General features: G+C 50.7%; 15 protein-coding genes, 1 tRNA gene and 1 pseudogene. 6 read left to right on the top strand and 11 right to left on the bottom strand.

The window, feature by feature from the left end:
- Positions 1–310: 310 nt before the first annotated feature.
- A tRNA-Arg gene (locus NXS99_RS08665) sits at positions 311–383 on the bottom strand.
- Between the two features lie 423 nt (positions 384–806).
- Here NXS99_RS08665 and NXS99_RS08660 point away from each other — a divergent pair.
- A complete protein-coding gene (locus NXS99_RS08660; protein WP_259288280.1) occupies positions 807–2,123 on the top strand; it encodes a TrkH family potassium uptake protein in 1,317 nt (438 codons plus the stop codon).
- Positions 2,116–2,766 carry a TrkA family potassium uptake protein gene (locus NXS99_RS08655; protein WP_259288274.1) on the top strand — a complete coding sequence of 217 codons (651 nt, stop codon included), beginning with the start codon at positions 2,116–2,118 and terminating at the stop codon, positions 2,764–2,766. The genes NXS99_RS08660 and NXS99_RS08655 overlap by 8 nt, the downstream gene beginning before the upstream one ends.
- Before the next feature lie 50 nt (positions 2,767–2,816).
- On the opposite strand, the gene NXS99_RS08650 is transcribed toward NXS99_RS08655, so the two are convergent.
- The 4 genes from NXS99_RS08650 to NXS99_RS08635 form a co-directional block, all read right to left on the bottom strand.
- A complete protein-coding gene (locus NXS99_RS08650) occupies positions 2,817–3,071 on the bottom strand; it encodes a mycoredoxin (protein WP_259288273.1) in 255 nt (84 codons plus the stop codon).
- Positions 3,072–3,114: 43 nt separating this feature from the next.
- Complete coding sequence (locus NXS99_RS08645; RefSeq protein WP_259288272.1) at positions 3,115–3,579, bottom strand: dihydrofolate reductase; 465 nt, start codon at positions 3,577–3,579, stop codon at positions 3,115–3,117.
- Between the two features lies 1 nt (position 3,580).
- Positions 3,581–4,387: a thymidylate synthase gene (locus tag NXS99_RS08640; protein ID WP_259288271.1), complete on the bottom strand. Its 807-nt coding sequence runs from the start codon at positions 4,385–4,387 to the stop codon at positions 3,581–3,583.
- Positions 4,388–4,584: 197 nt separating this feature from the next.
- Positions 4,585–5,343 (bottom strand): 3'(2'),5'-bisphosphate nucleotidase CysQ, encoded by a 759-nt coding sequence (locus NXS99_RS08635; protein ID WP_259288270.1) that lies wholly within the window; start codon positions 5,341–5,343, stop codon positions 4,585–4,587.
- A 35-nt stretch (positions 5,344–5,378) separates the two neighbouring features.
- Here NXS99_RS08635 and NXS99_RS09205 point away from each other — a divergent pair.
- Positions 5,379–8,690: pseudogene (locus tag NXS99_RS09205) on the top strand (DEAD/DEAH box helicase); the annotation flags it as partial.
- 2,210 nt (positions 8,691–10,900) lie between these two features.
- Entirely contained in the window at positions 10,901–11,725 is an 825-nt protein-coding gene (locus NXS99_RS08625) for a DNA-formamidopyrimidine glycosylase family protein (RefSeq protein ID WP_259288268.1), read from the top strand.
- Here NXS99_RS08625 and NXS99_RS08620 read toward each other — a convergent pair.
- A complete protein-coding gene (locus NXS99_RS08620; protein WP_259288267.1) occupies positions 11,682–12,917 on the bottom strand; it encodes an MFS transporter in 1,236 nt (411 codons plus the stop codon). The genes NXS99_RS08625 and NXS99_RS08620 overlap by 44 nt on opposite strands.
- Before the next feature lie 193 nt (positions 12,918–13,110).
- On the opposite strand from NXS99_RS08620, the gene NXS99_RS08615 reads away from it, so the two are divergent.
- Positions 13,111–14,025 carry an alpha/beta hydrolase gene (locus tag NXS99_RS08615; RefSeq protein ID WP_259288266.1) on the top strand — a complete coding sequence of 305 codons (915 nt, stop codon included), beginning with the start codon at positions 13,111–13,113 and terminating at the stop codon, positions 14,023–14,025.
- 108 nt (positions 14,026–14,133) lie between these two features.
- Here NXS99_RS08615 and pgi read toward each other — a convergent pair whose 3' ends face one another.
- On the bottom strand, positions 14,134–15,777 hold the full coding sequence (gene pgi / locus NXS99_RS08610; protein ID WP_259288265.1) for a glucose-6-phosphate isomerase: 1,644 nt from the start codon (positions 15,775–15,777) through the stop codon (positions 14,134–14,136).
- 394 nt (positions 15,778–16,171) lie between these two features.
- Complete coding sequence (locus NXS99_RS08605) at positions 16,172–16,492, bottom strand: chorismate mutase (RefSeq protein ID WP_259288264.1); 321 nt, start codon at positions 16,490–16,492, stop codon at positions 16,172–16,174.
- A 421-nt stretch (positions 16,493–16,913) separates the two neighbouring features.
- Between NXS99_RS08605 and pcrA the strand changes: the two genes are divergently transcribed.
- Positions 16,914–19,262 carry a DNA helicase PcrA gene (gene pcrA, locus NXS99_RS08600; RefSeq protein WP_259288279.1) on the top strand — a complete coding sequence of 783 codons (2,349 nt, stop codon included), beginning with the start codon at positions 16,914–16,916 and terminating at the stop codon, positions 19,260–19,262.
- An 81-nt stretch (positions 19,263–19,343) separates the two neighbouring features.
- Here pcrA and NXS99_RS08595 read toward each other — a convergent pair whose 3' ends face one another.
- The 3 genes from NXS99_RS08595 to NXS99_RS08585 are packed head-to-tail and all read right to left on the bottom strand — an operon-like array spanning position 19,344 to position 23,295.
- Positions 19,344–22,097 carry an FtsX-like permease family protein gene (locus tag NXS99_RS08595; RefSeq protein ID WP_259288263.1) on the bottom strand — a complete coding sequence of 918 codons (2,754 nt, stop codon included), beginning with the start codon at positions 22,095–22,097 and terminating at the stop codon, positions 19,344–19,346.
- A gap of 14 nt (positions 22,098–22,111) precedes the next feature.
- Positions 22,112–22,780 carry an ABC transporter ATP-binding protein gene (locus tag NXS99_RS08590; RefSeq protein WP_259288262.1) on the bottom strand — a complete coding sequence of 223 codons (669 nt, stop codon included), beginning with the start codon at positions 22,778–22,780 and terminating at the stop codon, positions 22,112–22,114.
- Positions 22,777–23,295 carry a PadR family transcriptional regulator gene (locus NXS99_RS08585; protein WP_259288261.1) on the bottom strand — a complete coding sequence of 173 codons (519 nt, stop codon included), beginning with the start codon at positions 23,293–23,295 and terminating at the stop codon, positions 22,777–22,779. Before NXS99_RS08585 ends, NXS99_RS08590 begins: the two co-directional genes overlap by 4 nt.
- Between the last annotated feature and the right edge of the window lie 68 nt (positions 23,296–23,363).

Raw genomic sequence — 23,363 nt, 5'->3', positions numbered from 1 at the left:
TTACAAGTCGAGCAAGGATTGCGGTAGGATCATAAGTGGTGAAGGTATTTTCATTCTTTTGGTTCACACTCTAAGCATGAATTACCTTCGCCGTTTTGTATAATTCCCCGCTGAAACGCGAAGAGCCCGATAAATAGAGCACTGTAACATGCACGTGAGGCAAGATCTACCAGCATAATGCCTAGTAGATAAGTGCGATGAAGTGGTGTGGATGGGGGATCGTCGAGTGCAGGTTGCTGTGATAAAAATATTCGCCTTCTCCACGGAAGTGCGCACAAAAGCGTAATGGAGAAGGCGAAAGTATAAATAGTGCCCCAGACAGGATTCGAACCTGCGACACCGGCTTTAGGAGAGCCGTGCTCTATCCCCTGAGCTACTAGGGCCGAGTATATGACACACGTATAATACCAAGACAACGGTGCTCGTGCATCTGCTCACATGAGATTACATGACACCTACGTGATACAGCAATCAGGGCTGCATGATAGTAGGAAAGTACAGTGTAATGTAGCTGGTGGTATATCTCACAGATTGTTGAGAGTAGCTGCCAGAGAGTTGCCACAACCGCTTGACGTGCATTGCGGATGAGTAGCGTGCAAGACATGCTTGACGACGCACAGGAGGATTCGCAAATGCTTGGCTGAGCTGGAAGATTGCGTATCGCAAGAAATACTTGACGATGAAAAGTATGCGGCTTTCCTATCTGTATCAGCGACACAATTTTTGCAGGAATAGTGCCGATGGAAGTTGTCAAGCATGCATGATTCGAGACTTCAGCAGTGCTAGGATTTTCTAACATGAAACGAATTCGATATTCGCCAGCACAACTTGTTGCTGTATCGTTTCTCTGCTTAATCGGATTGGGAACTGGTCTGTTATGTTTACCAGTTTCACGAAATGGCTCTGAACTCGAACCAATGGTGGCCCTGTTTACTGCTACCTCTGCTGCATGTTTAACAGGTCTGACAGTCGTGGATACCGCAACATATTGGTCTCATTTCGGACAATTGGTGATTATCGGATTAGTGCAACTCGGTGGACTTGGCATCATGACCCTCGCCACGATTGCTGGTTGGGCAATTGTGGGGAATCTAGGTGTGCGTTCACGATTAAATGCCAATGCGGAAGGACGCGGTCTGCACCTCGGTGATGTCAAAACCTTATTGATTGCAACCATCAGTTTTACCGTGATGGTTGAGCTGATCATTGGCATCATTTTGAGCGTACGGTTCCACAATACCTATCATTACCAGTGGCCGGCTGCTACCTGGGAAGGAACCTTCCACGCCATTTCTGCATTTAATAATGCAGGTTTTGGATTACGTACCTCAAATATGATGCAGTATGTTTCCGATCCCACCATCTTATTACCAGTGGCAGTTGCCATTATTTTAGGCGGCTTAGGATTCCCCACCCTCTTAGAGTTATATCGAAAAATACTGACACCAACACGACTTGGTTTAACCACAGTCTTTACTGTGTACGGCACCGTAATTTTATTGCTTCTTGGCACTCTTGCCACCGTTATGTTCGAGTGGAACGGCGTGCTTGGAGAACTCAGTACCTTCGATAAATGGCTTTCAGCATTTTTCCATTCCGTAAGCTCGCGTACTGCTGGATTTAATTCGATTGATATTTCAAGTTTCCACCCAAATGCACTCATGGCAACCAATATTTTGATGCTCATTGGTGGTGGTTCCGGCGGAACCGCCGGTGGAGTGAAAATTACGACAATTGCGGTGATCTTTGCCGTAGTCTGGGCTGAAGTCAAAGGTAACGAAGACGTGACTGTGCGTGGACGTCGCTTACCACCACGGACGATTCGTCAGGCATTATCGGTCATTACAATTTCAGTGGTGGTGGTACTTTCGGCAATGATGACAGTACTCATTGTGGCGCCGCACTTTACAACAGCTCAACTAGCATTTGAAGTCATTAGCGCGTTTTCCACGGTGGGGCTATCAACAGGTATTACGCCATTTCTGCCAAGCAGCGCGCAGTTGGTACTCATTGTCTTAATGTATGCCGGCCGTATTGGACCAATTACTCTTGTTGCTGCACTCGCAGCCCGCGATCAGCAACGCTACTATTCGTATCCTGAAGAAAGGCCGTTCATTGGTTAATTTATTTCGCCGCCAGTCGGTTGTGGTGATCGGACTTGGACGTTTCGGCATGGCATTAGCGCTTGAACTCGAGCGTCAAGGGGTAGAAGTCCTTGGCATTGATGCCAACCGTGAAGTTGTGGCCATGGCAAGTGAAAAACTCAGCCATGTTGTGGAATGCGTTGGCACCACTGAAGTTTCATTGCGGCAACTAAGCGTGCATGAAGCCTCGCGTGTGGTTATTGCCATTGGTTCAGATTTGGCAGCTAGTGTGCTCATTGCGCAAGCCGTGATGGACTTAGGCGCGCAAAATGTATGGGCAAAAGCCGATGGTGATGCGCATGAGCGGATTCTTAAACGCATTGGAGTGCATCACACCATTCGCCCAGAACGCGACACCGGACGGCGGATTGCCCACCTTATTGGTGGTGCAGCAGAAGAATACGTGGAGTTTGACGCAGATTACGCCATGATTAAGCTGGCTCCACCGATTGCGTTCTTAGGGAAAGATGTTTCGAACACACCAGCTGGTATTGAGATCGTAGCGGTACGCAAGCAAGGTGGCCGCTTTTCGACGCCAACACCAGAACAGCGCATTGAGTCAGGCGATATTATTATTGCCGCAGGAAGCGTGCGCGACCTCGAGCAATTCGCAGCACTATAAGCAAAAACCGGCCTTGAACGTTTTTTCGTGTTCAAGGCCGGTTGTGTGATTTAGGCTTGGAGTTCTTGGAGTTTGGCGATCACTGCTGCAGCTGGTGGATTTGTAGCGTGGGTGCCATCAGAATAGAGCACTGTTGGAACTACGCGGTTGCCATTATTGACAGAAGTGACCCACTTTGCAGCCTCGGCATCGTTATCAACGTCGATGCTGGTGAATGCAATATTTTCGCGTTCAAGATCAGCGACGAGACGTTGACAAAACGGGCACCAAGAAGTCAGATGAATTGTAATATGTTCTTTGCTCATACTTCTTGCAACATGCATTGAGGGATTATTATTCCCGAGACTTTTAGATACGCTTCCAGGTTTCAAAGCGATAGCGTAAGCCTGAAGCAGAAATTAGCCACGGGGAATGCGTCGTTAAGCAAAATGTTGATGGGATTTCTGGGGCGTAGACGGCATGTTCGCCAAGGTCAAAGTCTTGATCGATGACGGTGCGTTCAATGGTGGCAACTGCATCAATAGTTGCGGCATACACCTGGCCGCCACCAATAATCCAGCCTGTATCGGGAATCGTGGTTGTAACAGTTGCACCTTGTGACCATTCACCTGGGGCTTGAGACGATAACACGATATTTTCGCGGCCTGGTAAAGGCCGAAATGGCAAGGAAAGCCAGGTGCGTCGGCCCATAATAATTGGCTGATGCAAGGTGGTTTGTTTAAAGTGCTGGAGGTCTTCTGGCAAATGCCATGGCATGCTGCTGCCATCGCCAATGACACCGTTGGTGCTTTGTGCCCAGATGGCATGCAACATATTACACCGCCACCTGTCCTTTAATGGTTGGGTGTGGATCGTAGCCAAGAAGCTCGATATCCGAGAAATCGTAGGAGAAGATATCGCGTGCTTTGCGCAAGGCCAATTGTGGATATGGGCGTGGCTCGCGGCTTAATTGCAACTGCACCTGTTCTTGGTGGTTATCGTAAATATGGCAATCACCACCGGTCCAAATGAATTCACCAACTTCCAAACCCGCTTGCTGGGCAAGCATGTGGGTAAGTAGGGAATAGGACGCGATATTAAATGGCACTCCTAAAAACATATCGGCGCTGCGCTGATATAGCTGGCAGGAGAGTTTGCCATCGGCAACATAGAGCTGGAATAGCAAATGGCAAGGTGGTAGAGCCATATTGGTAATTTCAGAAACATTCCAGGCAGAGACAATATTGCGACGTGAATCTGGATCTTGCTGGAGTAGTTCTAATGCCTGGCTGATCTGATCAATATGCTGGCCGTCAGGAGTTGGCCAACTCCGCCACTGCACACCGTAAATTGGCCCTAAGTCGCCGTTTTCATCAGCCCACTCATTCCAAATACGAATGCCATGCTCTTGGAGCCAACGGACATTGGAATTGCCCTGCAAAAACCACAAGAGTTCACCAACGATTGAGTGCATATGCACCTTTTTCGTGGTAATGAGCGGGAAGGATTCTGCCAGGTTAAACCGCATTTGCTGGGCAAATAAACTTGTGGTGCCAGTGCCAGTACGGTCATTTTTATGCGTACCTTCGGCAAGGATCTTCCGCAGAAGATCTTCATACGGGGTGGCAATTGGTGAACTCATGTCGATGATCCTTGCAAGATTCGGCGCTGTTTCAGACTCGAAACAGTGTACACGAGTGTACAGGAATGTACAGGAATGTGCAGGAGTGTTCAGGAGTGTTCAGGAGTGTTCAGGACAGCCAGGAAAGCACAATAAAACTCGGAGCAACCTTTGTAAGAAGATCCCTCCGAGTCCTATTTAAGAAAGCTGGTGAATATTTAGTAACTACCGTGCTCGTTATGGTACGCCTGAGCGTGCGCAATGATTTCGTCGGCAAGCTCTGGGCGGCAAATCAGGATATCTGGCAGGTAGGTGTCTTTGTGGTTATAGGTAAGTTCACTGCCATCTAGGCGAGAGCAGTGCAAACCAGCGGCTTTACACACACCAACAGGGGCAGCAGAGTCCCATTCGTATTGGCCACCAGCGTGGATATAGGCATCGTAATCGCCAAGGAGAACATGCATTGCCTTCGCACCAGCAGAACCAAGTGGCTCTGCTTGGTAGCCCATTTGCTCAGCAACATAGGTTGCAACCTTTGGTGCACGGTTATGCGAAATTGCAATGCGCTTGGACAGTGGGCCGGTTACGGCACGAGCTTCACCAGAGTGGAACACAACGCCGAGATCTGGCAGGCCAACTGCAGCGTGGGTTGGGACACCGTTTTCTACAAGTGCGATGTGTACCGCCCAGTCCTGGCGGCCAGTAGCATATTCTTTGGTGCCATCGAGTGGGTCAATGATCCACACGCGTTCCTTGCCGAGGCGCTCTGCATTATCGGCAGCTTCTTCAGACAAGAAACCATCGTTCGGACGGTGCTGCTCAAGCACGCGTGCGATCCAGTTTTGGGCGAGGTCATCGCCAGCGTCGCCAAGTGCGCGGTCACGAAGAACACCCACGGTACGGACACCTTTGAGGATATCGCAGGTACCCTTGGCAAGGCGATAAGTTAAAGTGGCATCATCAAATTGAGCAGTCATACCTGTTAAGTTTAGTGCGTAAGGCGGAATTGAACATGTCGAGTTCTCCGAAGAAGTCTGCAACAGACGATATTTTGACGAGATTCCGGCCACATGTGCGTCGGTGGTTTACAGACGTATTCGCTACCCCAACGCCGGTGCAACAAGCCGCATGGAGCGCTATTTCTGCAGGTGAGAACGCTTTAGTAGTAGCGCCAACCGGTAGTGGTAAAACGTTGGCAGCGTTTTTGTGGTCCATAAATAGGCTTGCCGACGCCGCCACACAACTGCAACTTCCTGTGGCAAATACCACTCAATTCGGCAAGGATTTGCCCTCTCATAATTTGCGTGAACAGTCCACGCGCGGCGTTTCTGTGTTATATATCTCGCCATTAAAGGCACTTGGGGTGGATGTTGAACGCAACCTGCGCGCTCCTTTAATCGGCATTGAACGTATGGCAGAAGAACTTGGCATCGCGATGCCAAATATTCGAGTTGGGGTGCGCTCTGGCGATACCACCGCAGCAGAGCGGGCAGCACAATTGCGCAATCCGCCAGATATTTTGATTACCACTCCAGAATCAGCGTATTTGCTGCTCACTTCGCGTGCGCGCGGTATCTTAGCCAATGTTCATACCGTGATTATTGATGAAATCCACGCATTAGCTGGATCAAAACGCGGCGTGCATCTGGCGATCACCTTAGAACGGCTTGAGCATTTAGTTGCAACGCATCAGCAACGCGAGCAAGCATCCCACGCAGACACACAGCAAACGACAATTGATATTTCAGATCCGGCCAAGCCCACCGTGGATGCGTCGATAAGCAATGCGCGTCATGAACAAGCCACGAGTACGCATGCTGCAGTGCGCACCCAATATGTGCAAAGAATTGGGTTATCGGCAACCGTGCGACCACTTGAAACCGTGGCGCAGTTTCTTGGTGGGGCGCATCCAGTTGAAATAATTGCTCCTGAAGCCAAGAAACAATGGGATATTTCGGTGGTCTCACCTGTAGCAAGCATGAGCGATCTGCCAGGGGTTGAACTAGGTTCGCCAATTGGTGGTGCAACGCTGAGTGATCCGCTTGGCTTGGCAACCCCACTGCCAGATGCCGATGCAGAACAATCGACACTGGCAAAAAGCAGTGGCTCAATTTGGCCGCATATTGAAGCCACTGTGTATCAGGAAATTATGCAGCATCGCTCGACATTGATTTTCGTCAATTCGCGGCGCAGTGCAGAGCGTTTAGCGGCAAAATTAAATGAACGTCATGCATTGATGCTTGCCGACGCTGCGGCAGTAGAACACGATGCTGACACATCAGGTGAACCGCTGGCAGGTGAAACCAACACAGTTTATGCACCACATGCAACCTTGCGTATTGCAGCACATGACGTTTTGCCAGCAACTGAGACAACGATTGCACGAGCCCATCACGGTTCAGTAAGCAAAGATGAACGCAAAGATATTGAAACAACCTTAAAAGCTGGTCAACTGCGTGCGGTGGTTGCGACGAGTTCGCTGGAACTAGGCATTGATATGGGCGCAATTGATGCTGTGATTCAGGTTGAAGCACCACCTTCAGTTGCAGCGGGCCTGCAACGAATCGGCCGTGCTGGGCATAGTGTTGGTGCAACATCATATGGTTTGTGCATTCCGAAACATCGCTCAGATATCATTCAAACTACCGTTACCGCTCAGCGCATGCTCACCGGCGAGATTGAGCAGATTCAGGTGCCGCAACAAGCATTGGACGTGCTTGTGCAACATACCATCGCAGCAGTTGCAATGGAAGACTGGAATGTTGACCACTGGTATTCCGTCGTCACACAAGCGTATCCGTATCGGCATTTAAGCAGGGAAGTCTTTGATGCGGTCATTGACTTGGCAAGTGGTGTGTATCCTTCGACTGATTTCCATGAACTGCGCCCGCGCATTGTGCACGATCATCTCACGGGCATGCTTTCTGCCCGCCCTGGTGCGCAGCGGCTTGCTGTGACCTCTGGCGGTACGATTCCCGATCGCGGATTATTCGGTGTGTACCTGTTAGGTGGTGCTGCTGGCGCGCGCAGAGTCGGTGAGCTCGACGAGGAAATGGTGTACGAATCGCGCGTGGGTGACGTGTTTACGCTGGGGGCTTCCGCCTGGCGAATCGAAGCGATTGAAAAAGATCGCGTGCTTGTCACCGCAGCTCCTGGCCAGCAGAGTCGATTGCCGTTTTGGTTGGGGGATCAGATTGGTCGGCCAGCAGAACTGGGTGCAGCCATTGGAGCGTTTCGACGCCACCTGCTTACCGATCCTGCGACAGCACTGAAAAGTGACGTTCATATAAACGCCTTTGCACGCGATGCAATGGTGGAATTTGTTCAGGATCAGCAACTTGCAACTGGAATTGTGCCCGATGAACGCCAATTCTTGCTCGAGCGATTCCGCGATGAAGTAGGCGACTGGCAAGTTGTGTTGCATAGTCCATATGGCAAGGGAGTGCATGCGCCGTGGGCTTTGGCCATTAACGCGGTTATCCAGCGCACCTGGGGCATTGATGCCAAAGCTGTCAGCCATGATGACGGCATTGTGTTACGACTTCCCGATACGGACAGGATCCCAGATGCTTCCTTGTTTATGATTCCAAGTGAAGAAATTGAATTACTGGTGGCAGAACATGTGGGAAACTCGGCACTGTTTGCCTCGCGTTTTCGAGAGTGCGCTGCGCGAGCCCTGCTCTTGCCGAAATACAATCCAGGCAAACGCTCGCCATTATGGCAGCAGCGGCAAAAGGCTGCACAGCTTTTAGAAGTTGCTCGGCGCTATCCAAAATTCCCGATCATTTTAGAGGCGATGCGGGAATGCTTGCATGATGTATATGATCTGAGCACATTACAGACTGTGATTGAGAATTTACATGCCCGCCAAATCTCAATTATTGAAGTAGAAACCACGCAGCCATCTCCATTTGCGGCAGCGATTTTATTCGACTACGCAGGCGGGTTTATCTACCAAGAAGACCAACCTCTGGCGGAACGAAAAGCTGCAGCTTTAGCAGTTGATCCACGCCTATTTGCCCAGTTACTTGGCACCTTGGACCTACGAGAACTCCTCGATCCAGAGATTATTTCGGACGTTCATGCGCAATTGCAACACACGGATGAGCGTCGACAAGCAAAAACGGCGGAACAATTTGTCGATATTGTGCGCACAATTGGGCCAATTCCACTGACAGCAATCCCTGCGCGCACGATCGATGATCTTGGGATTGCACAGCTTAGGCCACTGATGCCAGTGCAATTAATGCAAGTGCGGATTCGCGGAGTTGAGCATATAGCGCTAAGCCAAGACGCTGCATTATTGCGCGATGGTTTAGGTATTCCTGTGCCACCAAATGTAGCGGCAACCGATGACTGTATTACCGATGCGCTGCACCAACTGCTTCTACGATGGGTGCGCACGCGTGGGCCGTTTGTGCTGCGTGACGTCCAAGAAGCGTGGGGCATTGCGGCATCTGTTGCCTATCAAATCCTGGAAGATTTCGTTAGCCAACGCGTGTTGGTCAAAGGTCGCTACCAGCAGGATTGCGTGGAAGAGGAATATCTTGCTCTTGACGTGTTACAACGCATTCGATCCAAATCGTTGTACCAATTACGACAACGCACCGCACCGGTATCGCAAAGTGCCTACGCGCGATTCCTTGTGCAATGGGGCAACTGTGCGGCAATTGGCGAACAACCAACACTGTGCGGCATTGATGGGGTGTACCAAGTTATTGAGCAACTGGCAGGGATTCGTATTCCAGCCAGTGCCTGGGAGCAGTGGATTTTTGCCACTCGAGTGGCGAATTATCAGCCCTCAGATCTTGATGAGCTTCTTGCCCACGGCGAAGTAATTGCCATTGGTGCAGGGCAAGCAGGCAGTGCTGATCCTTGGGTGATGTTGGTGCCTGCTGAAGATTTGCCAATAGTTGCACACAACCAGCACATCGAACCATTCAGCCCAACCGCACAGCAAATTTTGGCTGCTTTTGGCGATACCGGATTTTATTTATTTAGCCAGATCGCACGCATTTTGGCTACGAATCCGCTGGGTGTTAGGGAAGTGGCTGCCTTGGGCAGCGCGGGTGAAGCGGAAGCTGTGGCTGGTGAAATGGTGGCCTCGACAAACGTGAGTGAAGCGGCGACCGGGCGGGCTGCGCAACCTCACGCGCCGGGTACCGGGCACCACAGCGCGCCGGGAACCGCACCCCACAACGCGCCGAGTACCGGACGCCACAGTTCCGACGCTTACGAGCGTGCCGCTTACCAGCGCGCTCGCCAATCTGTGTCTGAAGTGCCACCAATGGCAGCACCTGCTGATCAACTCTCTACTACCCAAATACGCGATGGCCTTTGGGAGCTCTTTGATGCTGGGCAGATTACCCTCGATAGTTTCGCACCACTGCGTGCTCGCCTAGCCAGTGGGAAAACCACTGCGCACAAAGCGAACCGCACCCCGGCGCGCACGCGTATGCGTCGCGGGCGAAGCTATCGGTTGTCACACAGCACCCAGGTTGCTGTGCCAGTCGATATGGTTGGGCGCTTTTCCAAATTGCCGACACCGCATGAGCAAGATCAGCAGGATCTGCTGGCGCAAGGTGAAATTTGGTTAGATCGGCATGCTGTCGTCACTCGCGGTGGCGTTGGTATAGAGTCCGTCACCGGTGGGTTTGCGCAGGTGTATAAGGTACTTTCGCAATTCGAAGAAGCCGGCAAAGCCTTGCGCGGCCAGTTCATTGCCCAATTAGGTGCCGCGCAGTTTGCCACGCCAGTGGTGATTGATCGATTGCGCGCCCTGGATGATTCCGATGATCTTGCAGGTTGGCCATCGGGTGCTCCGAATCCTCAGGCGTATGTATTAGCAGCGGTTGATCCCGCTCAGCCGTATGGCGCAGCTTTGCCGTGGCCGGCTGCTGGCCTTTCGCGTTCTGCAGGCGCAGTGTGCGTGCTTATCGACGGGTTATTGGTCGCCTATCTGTATCGAGGCGGAAAAACCTTATGGGTGGCTGATCCACCAGCTGGTGTTGATGGGTATTATGCAATGATTGTGCAAGCCCTTGTGGCCTCGTCGCCGGTGCGCCTGGTGGTTGAAACATTGAATGGAGAACCGGCATTATCGGCATCTGTGCGTGAAGTATTTCTTGCTGCAGGCTGCGTGCTGACACCATCTGGATTACAGTTTTCCTCATTAAGGAAATCAGCTTCTGTGACAGGTGATAGTCAGGCAACTGGAAGAGCCAAGGGAAGAAGTTTTAGCGAAGCAGTGGCGCAGTTATCACCGCAAGCTGAACACGATGTGCAAGGCAATTCAGGCTCGATGTGGCGGCGTCGCCTACGCTAAGTGGCGCACTTGAGCGTTGTTATGTGCGATCTCCCTTGGTGTGCCACTACCAATGCTGATCCATGTTTGGAAAAGGTATTTGCTAGTGTGATGCTCACAGTGATTCCAATGCTCTGATTTTACTTGGGCATCCAGATTCGTCTTGCTGCCAAAAGTGCAATTGGGGCTGGCCCTAATTGGTGCAACACTACATATGCAAAGGGGGTGTCATGCCAGAAGGCGATTCTATTTTTCAGTTGGCGCATCGTTTGCAATGGATGGTTGGCAGGCAGGTGGTCAAGAGTCAGTTTCGCGTACCAACCTATGCGCAGGCAAGTGTGACAGGACTGCAATGTACGCGGGTGTGGTCCTATGGCAAGCATCTTTTTATGCAATTTGAGCAGCTGATTGTCCAAACTCATTTGAAGATGGACGGCAGTTGGACAATGCACCGTGTTGGGGATCGGTGGCCTAAACCTGCCCACACCGCCAGAGTGGTACTACAGCTTCATGATCCTGCCGGCCCGATTGAACTTATTGGCTGGCAGCTGGGCGTCGTCAAGCTTTTTCCTGCGACAGAGTATCACCAGCAGATCGCCTATCTTGGTCCCGATATTTTAGGCGATGATTGGAACACTTCTGGCCAGCTTCGCGCGAAGCAAAACCTGCTACGCGAACCGACACGGCTGATTGCAACGGCGTTGTTGGATCAGCGCAATCTGGCTGGCATTGGCAATGAGTATCGCAGCGAGATTTTATTTCTGGCGAAGGTCCATCCCGCAACGACGGTCCAGGATGCCCCGGTCGATGATATTTTGCAGCTTTCGCGTAGGTTGCTGTGGGCCAATCGTTTTTCTAGCATTCGAGTCACAACTGGCGTCCGTAGGGCAGGGGCAACTACGTATGTGTATGGCCGTGATCGGCAAGCTTGTCGACGCTGCGGAGCTACCATTCTGGTGGATGATTGTTCCGATTCAGCCGCACTCGGCAGACCAGCGCAACCTGCACGATTTATTTGGTGGTGTCCGACTTGTCAGCCGAATGCAGCTTCGTGACGTGTACTGCTTCACCTGGGATATGGAGTTGATCTTCAACATAGACCTGTTTGGTTGCAAACCAAGCCGCCATACCAATCGCAACTGAGGCAAAGGTGAGTACGTATGCCATAAAGGTGTAGGTGCCGGTGAAATCAAAAATTGCGCCGACTAACAGTGGGCCGGTTGCCGCGATGGTATAGCCCATGCCTTGGCCAAAGGCTGAAAGGGATGTTGCACCTTGCATGCTTCGGGCGCGGACGTTGACTAAGGTCAATGCAATTGGGAAGGATAATGGGCCAAAACCAGACAGTATCACCCACAAATATGGCAAGGATAGTGGGCTTAAGATGAGCCCAAGATTGCCAACAATAAATGAGATCATAGCGATCACAATGATGGGGAAGACGCGTTGGAATTTTCCAACCACCCATGGGCCAACCACACCAATGACTAAGCCGATTAATCCCCAGAGTGCGAGCATAGCCCCACCAAATTGTTGGCTTGCACCGGCATCAACGAAAACTGCCGGTAAAAATGCCATGAGGATGTAGCTATTAAAGGAAGTAAAACCAAACATCACTGCAACACCCCAACCAACTGGAGTTTTCCATACTGGCAGGTGATGCGTTTCAACTGGTACCACGGTGTGTTGCACGGGTGCACGCCGCGTGAGTGGTAGCCAGGCAAGTGCGGCACTGATGCCAAACACAGCCCATAAGCCAAGGCCGTACTGCCAGTTTGGTATGAAATCACGTACCACAACCACCGGTGCTGAGGTCATGGTGATTTGCATGCTGATCAGATACATCATGGTCATTCGTGGAACAGCATGTGGGAAGTATTCGCGCACGGCAAGTGGAATCACTGCATTTGCAATACCAACGGCAAATAAGGCTGCTGCGGTACCAACCATTAAGGTAACGGTAGAAGGCCCGAGCACGCGTAGGATTTGTGCCAGACCGGTGGCTGCCATTGCCAGTGCTAAAACTTGTGCGATAGAAAGCTGTTTGAGCATGCGCGGTGATGCAAAGGCCGCGAGTGCAAACATAATTGAGGGCAGTGAGCCAATAAAACCAATGATGGTAGTGGAAAGCCCCAGGGAAGTTTGGACTTCCGGAATTAAGGGAGCTAGCGCGGTTACTAAGGCTCGTAAATTTAACGAGGTGAGAAAAATAGCAACAAACGGAACCAAAATTGATTTTTTGAACACTTCATGAGGGTACACCTAATCCTCAAGAATCACAGAATAAGGCGGAAGTTTTTTCTTTCCAGCAGCTGTTACCATGCTGGGAAAAACATGCAGCTTGAGCAGCGGTATTATAGAAAGGCACCCTGCCGCGAATCGTTTCTTATGGCACCAGGGCGATTTGAACAGGGCTGAATACGGAAGGATCAGTACCACAATGTATGCCGAATACCTGTATATGCTGGACAAGATTGCGCCGGAATTACGCCGCGTGATCACCAAGAAAACAATTTTTCCAACTGATCCAGCAACATTATGGTGGCATAGACAAACCGGCATGCCGACCACAGTTCACCCTGATGTGCAGTGTCATCGACACACAACAGCAACGAATGTGGTGTGGTACGAGTATCTTGCTCGTTCGCAGGACCAACAAACCAACCTACCTGTTCTATTGTGGATCCATGGTGGCGGTTTGATCATGGGAACTGCCGCACAAGATCATTATTGGTGCAGTATATTAGCGCACGTCTTAGAAATGCGTGTGGTGAGTGTGGAGTACCGGTTGGCGCCTGAGCATCCGTTTCCAGCAGCACATGATGATTGTTTTGCGGTACTGGAACTGCTTGCAGCAGAAAATCCACCGGCCCTGGTGGTTGCAGGAAGTTCAGCTGGTGGCGGGTTAGCAGCCACCGTCGTCCAGCATGCGGTTGATGCAGGGGTGACAGTAACTGGGCAAGTATTGGTGTATCCGATGCTTGATCCGCAGCCAACGAAGAATCAGTTCGGGGTGGAGTTTTCGCCATTATGGCCGGCATCAGCGCATGAGTATGCGTGGAAGAGCTATCTAAGAGGGCTTGATCGAACAGCACTGCCAGCCTATGCAGCTGCCAGTACGTACAGAAACTTTCAACATTTGCCACCTACCTGGATTGGTATTGGTGATCTGGATTTGTTTTATGTCCAAGCACGTGAATATGCAGCTCAGCTGCCGGATTGTACGTGGTATGAAGTGCCCGGGATGTATCATGCAGCAGATATGGTTGTGCCAGAAGCAATCAGCATGCGAGCGTTTCATCTTGCAATGCTGACATGGATTCATCGCCTGTGCGCAGATGCGACGCTAACCTAAGCCAAGCTTTTCAAATCGCGCTTCTCACAAACCTCAACCATAGGAAAAACCGCAGTTGCACGAAGATAGCAACTGCGGTTTCTGTAAAAAAGCTACGGCTGTGTGAACTTATGCCTCGCGGTGTGCGCGGTACCAGCGGATCAGCGCATCCGTTGAGCTATCGCCAGAGGCTACTGCTTCAGCGCCAGAAACAGCCGGTGCTAAGTCATTTGCCTGCTGCTTGCCCAGCTCAACACCCCATTGGTCGAAGGAGTTAATATCCCAGATCAGGCCTTGCACATAGGTGATGTGCTCATACAGTGCAATCAAAGCACCTAAGACAGCAGGGGTTAATTCTTCTGCCAAAATGGTGGTGGTTGGGCGATTACCTGGCATAACCTTGTGGTTGACCAATTCAGGAGCCACGCCCTCAGCAGCGATTTCTTCAGCAGTCTTGCCGAAAGCCAACACCTTTGTTTGTGCGAAGAAGTTGCTCATCAGCAAATCATGCATTGAGCCTTCGCCGCTAGCAGTTGGCAGGTCTTGCTTTGGACGCGCAAAACCAATGAAATCAGCAGGGATTAACTTGGTGCCCTGGTGAATTAACTGGTAGAACGCATGCTGGCCGTTCGTGCCAGGCTCGCCCCAATAGATTTCACCAGTGGAAACAGTCACTGGGGTACCGTCGTGACGCACCGACTTACCATTGGATTCCATGGTCAATTGCTGCAAATATGCAGGGAAACGACCGAGATCCTCGGAATATGGCAAAACTGCGTGGGTCTGTGCATCGAAGAAATCGTTATAGAGTACGCCGAGCAAGCCCATGAGCACTGGAATATTTTCCTCGAATGCAGCGGTACGGAAGTGCTCATCCATGGCATGGAAGCCTTCCAAGAAGCGCATGAAATCGCGTGGGCCAATCACAGCCATCAGCGACAAGCCAATTGCAGAATCGACGGAATAACGGCCGCCAACCCATTCCCAGAAACCGAACATATTCTTGGTATCGATGCCAAACTCTGCAACTTTTTCAGCATTGGTCGAAACCGCAACGAAGTGCTTTGCGACGGCGTCCTCTGCACCCAATTTCTCAACCAACCAACGCTTTGCGGCATGGGCATTTGCCAAGGTTTCTTGGGTTGTAAACGTCTTTGACGCCACCACGAACAAGGTGGATTCTGGATCAACCTCATCAAGAACTGCAACCATATCTGCAGGATCCACGTTGGATACGAAACGAGCAGAAATGCCAGCAGTGGCGTATGCGCGCAGTGCCTTGGTTGCCATTGCAGGGCCTAAGTCGGAACCGCCGATACCGATATTGACGACAGTCTTAATGGTGTGACCGGTATAGCCTAACCACTTGCCAGAACGCAACGCAGTGGCGAAATCGCGCATGCGACCGAGTACTTCGTGAACGTCCTCAGCAACATTTTGGCCATCAACGGTGAACTCTTGTTCCACTGGCAAACGCAGCGCAGTGTGCAACACGGCACGATCTTCGGTGTTGTTGATATGAACACCGCTATACATGTCCTGGATACGAGCTTGCAGATCAGCGGCCTTGGCAACACCAAGCAAGGCCTGCACGGTAGCGTCGTCAAGCAAGTTCTTGGAGAGATCCACATGCAAACCTGCGGCCTCAAAGCTGAATTTTTCACTGCGCGCTGGATCAGCTGCAAACAGTTCACGCAAATTCTTGGTGGTGAGCTGCTGATATGCTGTATCCAATGCAGCCCACTCTGGGGTTGCCGTGATATCGAGAGACATCTGGGTTCTCCATTTCGTTTCGTTCCATTAACTATGGTGAGGCGGTTGCACTCTACGGGCAAAAACCATCACCCTTAACGGTAGTCGATAAATGACAAAATGGGGGTCTTGAAAAATCTTTCGCGCAGAACATCACATCAATTTTGTAAGTTTCGCCTCGTCGGCATGGCTGATGAGACACGTGTGAGTTCGGTGAAGATGTGGTTCTTTTCCTAGGCACCCTGACCGCTTTGTGCTGATCATCTGTGCCTCTGACCGCGCCGGATGCAGGATTTCTGGGGATTGTATTTTCAAACAATCGGCCAAGCCGTGGGTATAGATGAGACAGGAGCGTCGTCGTATGTGGTGATGCTTACACCGTGACGCGGTGAAGAAGCCACGCGGTGAAGGAACCTTAGTGGTCATCTTCGGTGAGATGTCCTAAGCGCCCGCGCCCCATACGTAAGAGGATTTGCGCTAATGCTGGACCTTCCACGCCAAGTTCTTCTCGGAATTGCTGAATAATCGCTAATTCGCGAGTATGGACGAGTCGTGTACCACCAGCAGACATCCGTGTTTTGCCAATCGCACGGGAGATCGCTGTGCGACGTTTTACGGCATCTAGGATGATGCGATCCAAGCGATTGATTTCTTCCCGATATTGCTGAATCTCGGCATCAGAGAGTGGATCATCAGTGCCAGACGGGCTGCGAACTTCAAAATCTCTGCGTGTCATGACAGTATTGTGCCACGTAGTATCAGCTTGCGCATAGAACTTGTACGCAAAAGTGCGTAGCAACAGTGCAGTAAAGACGTGCATCGTACGGCGGATGACTCTCAAAGTTGCTGGTCAAACGTGTGTTAGCGTGGTGGTATAAGGTGGATACATTATGGATAACAATATGACGAACCCATTTCGCAAGCGTGAACAACACCAACCACAACTCGACTTTGGTTGGGATGAACTTGGAATACCTGATGCGCCACCAGCTGAAGATTATGATGATATTCCACTGCCAGAGGCACCACCTGAGGAAGAAGCGTTTGGGCCACCGGAAGAAGAGTATTATCCGCAAACCGCACCAATGAGTATGCCGGTTGATGCTGAACGATCCGTGGCGTCGCAAAGCAGGGGTGCACATAGTGGTCATGCGCATATGCCGAGCATGGCTGCCGAATCGCTGATTGAAGGGCTTAATCCGCAGCAGGTTCAAGCGGTTGAGCATATTGGCAGTCCATTGCTGATTGTTGCCGGCGCTGGTTCTGGTAAAACGGCGGTGCTGACGCGGCGCATTGCGTATTTAATGGCTCAGCGGGGCGTGTATCCAGGCCAGATTTTAGCAATTACCTTTACTAATAAGGCTGCTGCTGAGATGCGCGAGCGCGTATCGCAATTAGTTGGGCCAGTGGCACAACAGATGTGGGTCTCAACATTCCACTCCACCTGCGTGCGCATTTTGCGTGAACAAGGTGGCAATATTGCTTCAGTTCCAAATAATTTCACTATTTACGATACTGACGATTCCAAGCGCTTATTGGCAATGATTGCCAAGGATTTACAGCTGGATGTGAAGCGATTTACCTCGCGGGTATTACTTGGTGCGATTTCGCAACTGAAAAATGAGTTGATCACTCCGGATGAGGCGTTAGCAGAGGCTGAAAAAACCAAGAATCCGTATACCACCACCGTGGCACAGGTGTATCAGGAGTATCAGCGACGCTTGCGAGGCGCAAAGGCCTATGATTTTGATGATCTGATTGGCGAAGTTGTGCGGATTTTCAAGCAGCATCCAGAAGTCGCACAGTATTATCGCAGGCGTTTCCGGCATGTGCTTATCGACGAGTATCAGGATACGAACCATGCTCAATATGAAATGATCAGTTTGCTCGTCGGTGATGGTGCAGATGCCAGTGAATTATGCGTGGTTGGCGATAGTGACCAGTCGATTTATGCTTTCCGTGGTGCCACGATTCGTAATATTGAAGAATTCGAGCGGGACTATCCACAAGCTCGTACCATTTTGTTGGAGCAAAACTATCGCTCGACTCAAACCATTTTGTCGGCAGCCAATGCGGTGATTGCGCAAAATCAGCATCGTCGTAAAAAGCGTTTGTGGACTGATCATGGGGCAGGAGAGCCAATTATTGGCTACGTTGCTGATAATGAGCATGATGAAGCCCGCTTTATTGCGCAAGAAATTGATACGCTCACTGATCTGGGTATTGAGTACAACGATATTTCGGTGATGTATCGGACGAATAATTCTTCGCGTGCGATTGAAGATGTGTTTATGCGTACCGGCATTCCGTACAAGGTGGTTGGTGGTACTCGCTTTTATGAGCGCAAAGAAATTCGCGATATCGTCGCCTATTTGAAAGTGCTTGATAATCCAGCGGATGAAGTCGCACTCAAACGCATTATTAATACTCCGAAACGTGCAATTGGTGATCGTGCAATTGCAGTGGTGAGCTTATATGCAGAAAATCACCAGATTTCTTTTGCAGAAGCACTTGATGCGGTTGTGGCAGGTCGCAATACGATGCTTGCTACACGGGCGAAAAATGCCATTGCTGGGTTCCAAGAATTAATGGCAAACTTACGTGCTGAGGCAGCTGAGATGGTGTCCGAGGTGACGGGATTGCCTGATATTGGTGCAATTATTTCTCGCATTTTGGATGCTACGGGCTATAAGGCCGAGTTGGAAAAGAGTAATGATCCACAAGATGGTGCGCGCCTGGATAACTTAAACGAATTGGTCTCAGTTGCCCGCGAGTTTTCCTCCGAAGCAGCAAACCTTGCCGCCTTTGCCACGATGGATGGCTCTGTCTTGGAGCAGGATCCAAGCCAACCTGAAATGGGATCCTTACAAGCCTTTTTAGAGAAGGTTTCATTAGTTGCAGATGCCGATCAGATTCCAGATGCGGATCAGGCTGTGGTGACTTTAATGACTCTGCACTCAGCAAAGGGCTTGGAATTTCCAATTGTGTTCTTAATTGGTTGGGAAGATGGGCAATTCCCACATATGCGTGCATTAGGCAACCCAGCCGAGCTCTCCGAAGAGCGTCGATTAGCCTATGTGGGTATTACGCGTGCGCGCAAAAACTTGTATGTTTCCCGGGCGATGGTGCGTTCCTCTTGGGGAAACTCAGTCTCGAATCCGCCGTCGCGATTCTTAGAAGAAATCCCGGCAGAGCTGGTGCAATGGAAACGAGAAGAGCCACAAGCCCCAGCGTGGAGCAACGATGATTTCAGCTACGGTGGAGTACGGCGAACGCCTGCATCGCGCCCAAGCGTGTCGACGTCGTCAGCAATACCTCCAGCACGCACGAAAAACTCTTCATTGCAGCTGGCAGTGGGCGATCGCGTGAATCACGAAAAATATGGGTTGGGCAAGGTGCTGACCGTTGATGGGGTTGGCGCTCATGCCACTGTGATGATCGATTTTGGTTCAAAAGGTACTGTGCGGCTGATGCTCATTGGCGGCTTGCCAATGGAAAAGCTGTAATGGAAAAACCGCTGCTTGAGAACATTGGTAGTGCCGATATGTTCTCAAGCAGCGGTATTGTTTTTGTGATCAGCGCTTAGGCTAGTCGCTGGTTAGCTCTTTGGTTTGGAGTGCTCGCATACTCACGATTCCCAGGCCAAAGGCAAGCGCTGGTACGCCTATGCCGACGAACCCTAGTAATGCCCAGTTCGGCTGGTAGGCTGCGAAATCTGAATAGGCTATGAGCTCATGGTTTGAATCATAAACAGCGGTATTCATAAACAATATTGGTAGAACGTGACCGATGATCAGTGGTGGCCACAGGCCAATAATTGCCGTTAAGCTTGCATGCGCTGCAGTGGTCAGCGTTAAGAAGCGTTGAGAAGCTCCAATTGCGCGAAGTTGAGCATGGAGTTTGAGCATCTCGTCGGAGTTCAACACAATAATCAAGCCGATGATGATCAGCAGGAAGATTCCAAAGTAGAGTTCGAAAGATGGGAACTGGGCTGGAATTGGTTGCGCAAACTGATAATAAAACTCTTCATTTTGCGCAGCTTCTCGCAATTGATGGATATCAGCGGTTGTAATATCGTGGGCTGCCACAACCATTGCCGCACTAATCTGTGGGGTCAAGGTTGGCGAAAGTTTTGCAAGTGCACGTGGACTTATGACTACGCCCTCAAAACTTTCTGGCAATACCGCGGCAAACGGTAAGTCAGCAGCATATTCAGCGGTATCTGGGTTTTCCTCGGTGCCGTAATCGTTGACAGTGATGGTACGGGTTGCTTGTGGAACAATCATGCGATTGCCCAAGAAGCCGCCTGCATCAAGTACTGCCTGCGCCTGCGCGCGTTCGTCTGGGGTAAGTTCAAAATATTCGAGCACTTGTCCATCCGTGACAATCGTCTCTCCCTCAAACGGGTAGTGGCTAAATTCGCGGTAACGTTCATAACGACAGAGTCGATCTTGTTCATGCTGCTGATCGCTGCTCAATGTTTCGGCATCCAGGATCTCACAGCCAGTATCAACAAAGACGTATTTCTGCGCCAACGTTTCCAGCGGCAACACGCGTACCGTTGAAACTTGTGCTTCTAAAGCTTTGACACCAGCAGCAATCAGTGGAGGCAATTCTGAAGAAGCTGTTGGTGGTTCAGCGGTTATATCAGCGCCACCCCACGGACCATAGGTTTGAACAGTAAGCACATTTGCATGCACAATTGGCGTATGTAAATGATGGTGGTTGGAGCTGCGTTCAACCATCGAAAAACTGGTAATTACCAATGTGATACCCAACAGTGCGGCCGTTGTTGCCACAGATTTCACTGCTTGACGACGCACCATGCGTGCCGCGATCTTCCATGAAAGCGGGCGAGAGATTGCCGTGAACAGCATGATCAGTGCTGGTAGAGATGCTAAAGCAGATATGAGTGCGGTATAGAATAATAGCTGTATCAGCCATGGAATGATCAGGATATTGGTTGGATTGTCTGTCAATAAGCCTGTAAACGCGCGATCAATAATCACGAGAAGCGCAAGGCTGAGTGTGAAACAAACTGGTCCAATCGCCATCCATGGTTTCCAGCTGCGTAAGCGACCCGGTGCACCGGTTTGTATATGGCTCAGAATTGGCCCACGAGAGATCATCAGACTTGGCAAGAACGCAGCCATCGTGGAACCAATAATGGCTAAGACAGCAGCGAAGATACTCATTGTGAGATCAAAATGCAACGGCCAGTGTGGATAGTCATATTTCCAAGAACCGATGAATATTAATGTGCCAGTAAGCACACCAGCGATAGCACTCACCAGGCCAGCACAAGTACCATAAGCCATGATGGTGACGCGGATTTGGTTGCGTGTAGCACCTTGTGTGCGCATTAAGGCGTAGACACGACTTTGCCTGCTGGCGTTGATGGCAAATACTGGGCTGATGATTAATAACAGCAAGATGCCAAGGATGATGTAACCGAAACTCAACGCTCCTAACCAATACGCATCTAAGCTAGTGATTTCTGAGTCATGTTGCTGAGCGTAAAGTAGCTCCTCGCGAAATTGCGGATACATCTCATCAGCAGCAATGCTGTCAGGATGATTTTGTAAATAACGACTGTCGATGACAAAACCTTTGGTATTGGCAGCTTTGACATCAGACCACGTGATTTCATTCAGACCTGTGGCAATCCAAGAAGTCGTGTGACTCATGCGGATTGCTGCTAATTGTTGAGAAAAATCCGCAGCTGGTGAAACAAACGATGAATGCAGCGGGCTGATGTCTTTGACCGTCAGCGTCATTGGGGCAGCAGCACTGCGTTCGCCGACTTCGCCACTGGGTTCGACGACTTCGCCACTGCGAATGGCCGATGCCTCAACGGTATCGCCAATTTTGACTCCCAGCGTTTCAGCAGCTCCGGTAGTCAGAATGATTTCGTCTGCGGCAAGCGGGATGCCAAGAATTTGAAACAGTTCTGGATCTTGTTGCAGTACTGAAATTGCATGGTCTTGTACGCCATCGTTGACGACCAGATCAAACCGATCTTCTTGATACAAGCGTATGCGATCACCAAAGATACTGTGCAGTGCAGTTGGTGCTGGCAAACTTATCACCGGTGGTGTGTCAGCATCGTTTGTGCACGCAGATTCACCAGTAAAGGACTGCTCGCAAGGTTGGCCGTGATAGCTGATGGTGGTGTCGTGGCGTAAGAGTTGTTCGGCGGCAAGCTGAGATTTTGTTTCATGCCCATAGAAACTCATCAAGGCTACTGGCAGCATCACCAGGAGAATAGCGGCGAGACTGCGAGCAAAGGATTGTCGAAAATCACGCACAGTTGGCCGAATAGCAGCACGTAAGGCGTTCATGATGCAGCTTCTTCCTATTCGCTAATATTTCCGTCACGGACATATAAGACCCGGTCTGCCCAGCTTGCAAAACGTGGTTCGTGCGTGACGAGAATGCCGGACGCACCTGCGTCGATACGCGAACGTAAAACCTTCATGACTTCATCAGCTGTGCTGGTATCTAATGCACCGGTGGGTTCGTCGGCAAGCAAAATTGAGCGCGGTCCAATCAAGGCGCGAGCAATTGCGACGCGTTGGGCCTGGCCGCCGGAAATCTCGTCAGGGAAGCGATCCAGCATATTTTCAAGTCCTACTTCGGCAAGTGCTTGGGCAATGGTATCGCGCTGCACGTGTTCACCAGCAAGCTCAAGCGGGAGTGAAACATTTTCGCCAACGGTGAGCGTTGGTACCAGGTTAAAACGCTGGAAGACCACACCAATATGGCTTCGACGTAATTTGGCAGTTTGTGTGTCGTTTAGCGTGGAAGTGTCGACGCCGTCGATGAAGACGGTGCCGCTGGTGGGGCGTTGGAGTAAACCTGCGATATTCAGCAATGTTGATTTTCCAGAGCCGGATGGGCCCATCACTGCGATGAGTTCACCTTGATTGAGGTGGAAATTGGCATCGCGAAGTGCGTGAATAGGGAATTCGGCAGTGCCAAACGTGCAGGTGACATGTTCGAAGCGAACTGGATATGGGGTCATGATTGTTCTCCTAACAGTGCTTCCACGCGGTCGAGCCAGCGGGCTTCGGCTTCTAGCTCATAGATGTGCCGTTCATACACAATCCGCTCGGGAAAAGTTTTCATAGTTTGTACGCTGGTGTGCAGCTTGCGTAGTTGTTTCAGAATGCTGTTGCGCTGAGCGTCGAGTAAGGCCAGCACATTCGTCGTACTGTATGAGGTGGCTAAGGCGATTTTGGTGACCAGCTCATCACGGCTGGCAAGCACATGTGTCACAGGGGTTTGATACCACTGTTGTACAAAATCGCTGCCGGTAGGGGTGAGTGCGTAGTACGCAACTGTTTGACCGCGGTTGCCGGTACCTGTGCGTGTTTGAGTAATGAATCCATCGCGTTCGAGGCGTTCTAGGGTTTGGGAAACCTGGCCCATATTCAGCGGTTGCGTATCACCGGTGACTTGATGAAAGGCTGCTTGTAGATTGCTAGCGGTAGATTCTTCCACGGCAAGTAGGGCAAGCAGTGCTTGCTTGACTGCCATAACTTACGCTCCTTGTGAGGATTGAGGATTTTAGTTACTGAGTAACTATTGGATACTTATTAAGTTAC

The sequence above is a fragment of the Corynebacterium sp. HS2168-gen11 genome (genome assembly GCF_024834075.1).
Taxonomy (GTDB): domain Bacteria; phylum Actinomycetota; class Actinomycetes; order Mycobacteriales; family Mycobacteriaceae; genus Corynebacterium.
Note: the sequence above shows the minus strand (reverse complement) of the source record. Positions and strands in the feature narration are given on the sequence as shown.

Excerpts from the sequence above, each read along its gene's own strand:
- NXS99_RS08650 (WP_259288273.1), bottom strand. The coding sequence starts at position 3,071 with ATGAGCAAAGAACATATTACAATTCATCTGACTTCTTGGTGCCCGTTT.
- NXS99_RS08645 (WP_259288272.1), bottom strand. The coding sequence starts at position 3,579 with ATGTTGCATGCCATCTGGGCACAAAGCACCAACGGTGTCATTGGCGAT.
- NXS99_RS08640 (WP_259288271.1), bottom strand. The coding sequence starts at position 4,387 with ATGAGTTCACCAATTGCCACCCCGTATGAAGATCTTCTGCGGAAGATC.
- NXS99_RS08635 (WP_259288270.1), bottom strand. The coding sequence starts at position 5,343 with ATGACTGCTCAATTTGATGATGCCACTTTAACTTATCGCCTTGCCAAG.
- NXS99_RS08625 (WP_259288268.1), top strand. The coding sequence starts at position 10,901 with ATGCCAGAAGGCGATTCTATTTTTCAGTTGGCGCATCGTTTGCAATGG.
- NXS99_RS08615 (WP_259288266.1), top strand. The coding sequence starts at position 13,111 with ATGTATGCCGAATACCTGTATATGCTGGACAAGATTGCGCCGGAATTA.
- pgi (WP_259288265.1), bottom strand. The coding sequence starts at position 15,777 with ATGTCTCTCGATATCACGGCAACCCCAGAGTGGGCTGCATTGGATACA.
- NXS99_RS08605 (WP_259288264.1), bottom strand. The coding sequence starts at position 16,492 with ATGACACGCAGAGATTTTGAAGTTCGCAGCCCGTCTGGCACTGATGAT.
- pcrA (WP_259288279.1), top strand. The coding sequence starts at position 16,914 with ATGCCGAGCATGGCTGCCGAATCGCTGATTGAAGGGCTTAATCCGCAG.
- NXS99_RS08595 (WP_259288263.1), bottom strand. The coding sequence starts at position 22,097 with ATGAACGCCTTACGTGCTGCTATTCGGCCAACTGTGCGTGATTTTCGA.
- NXS99_RS08590 (WP_259288262.1), bottom strand. The coding sequence starts at position 22,780 with ATGACCCCATATCCAGTTCGCTTCGAACATGTCACCTGCACGTTTGGC.
- NXS99_RS08585 (WP_259288261.1), bottom strand. The coding sequence starts at position 23,295 with ATGGCAGTCAAGCAAGCACTGCTTGCCCTACTTGCCGTGGAAGAATCT.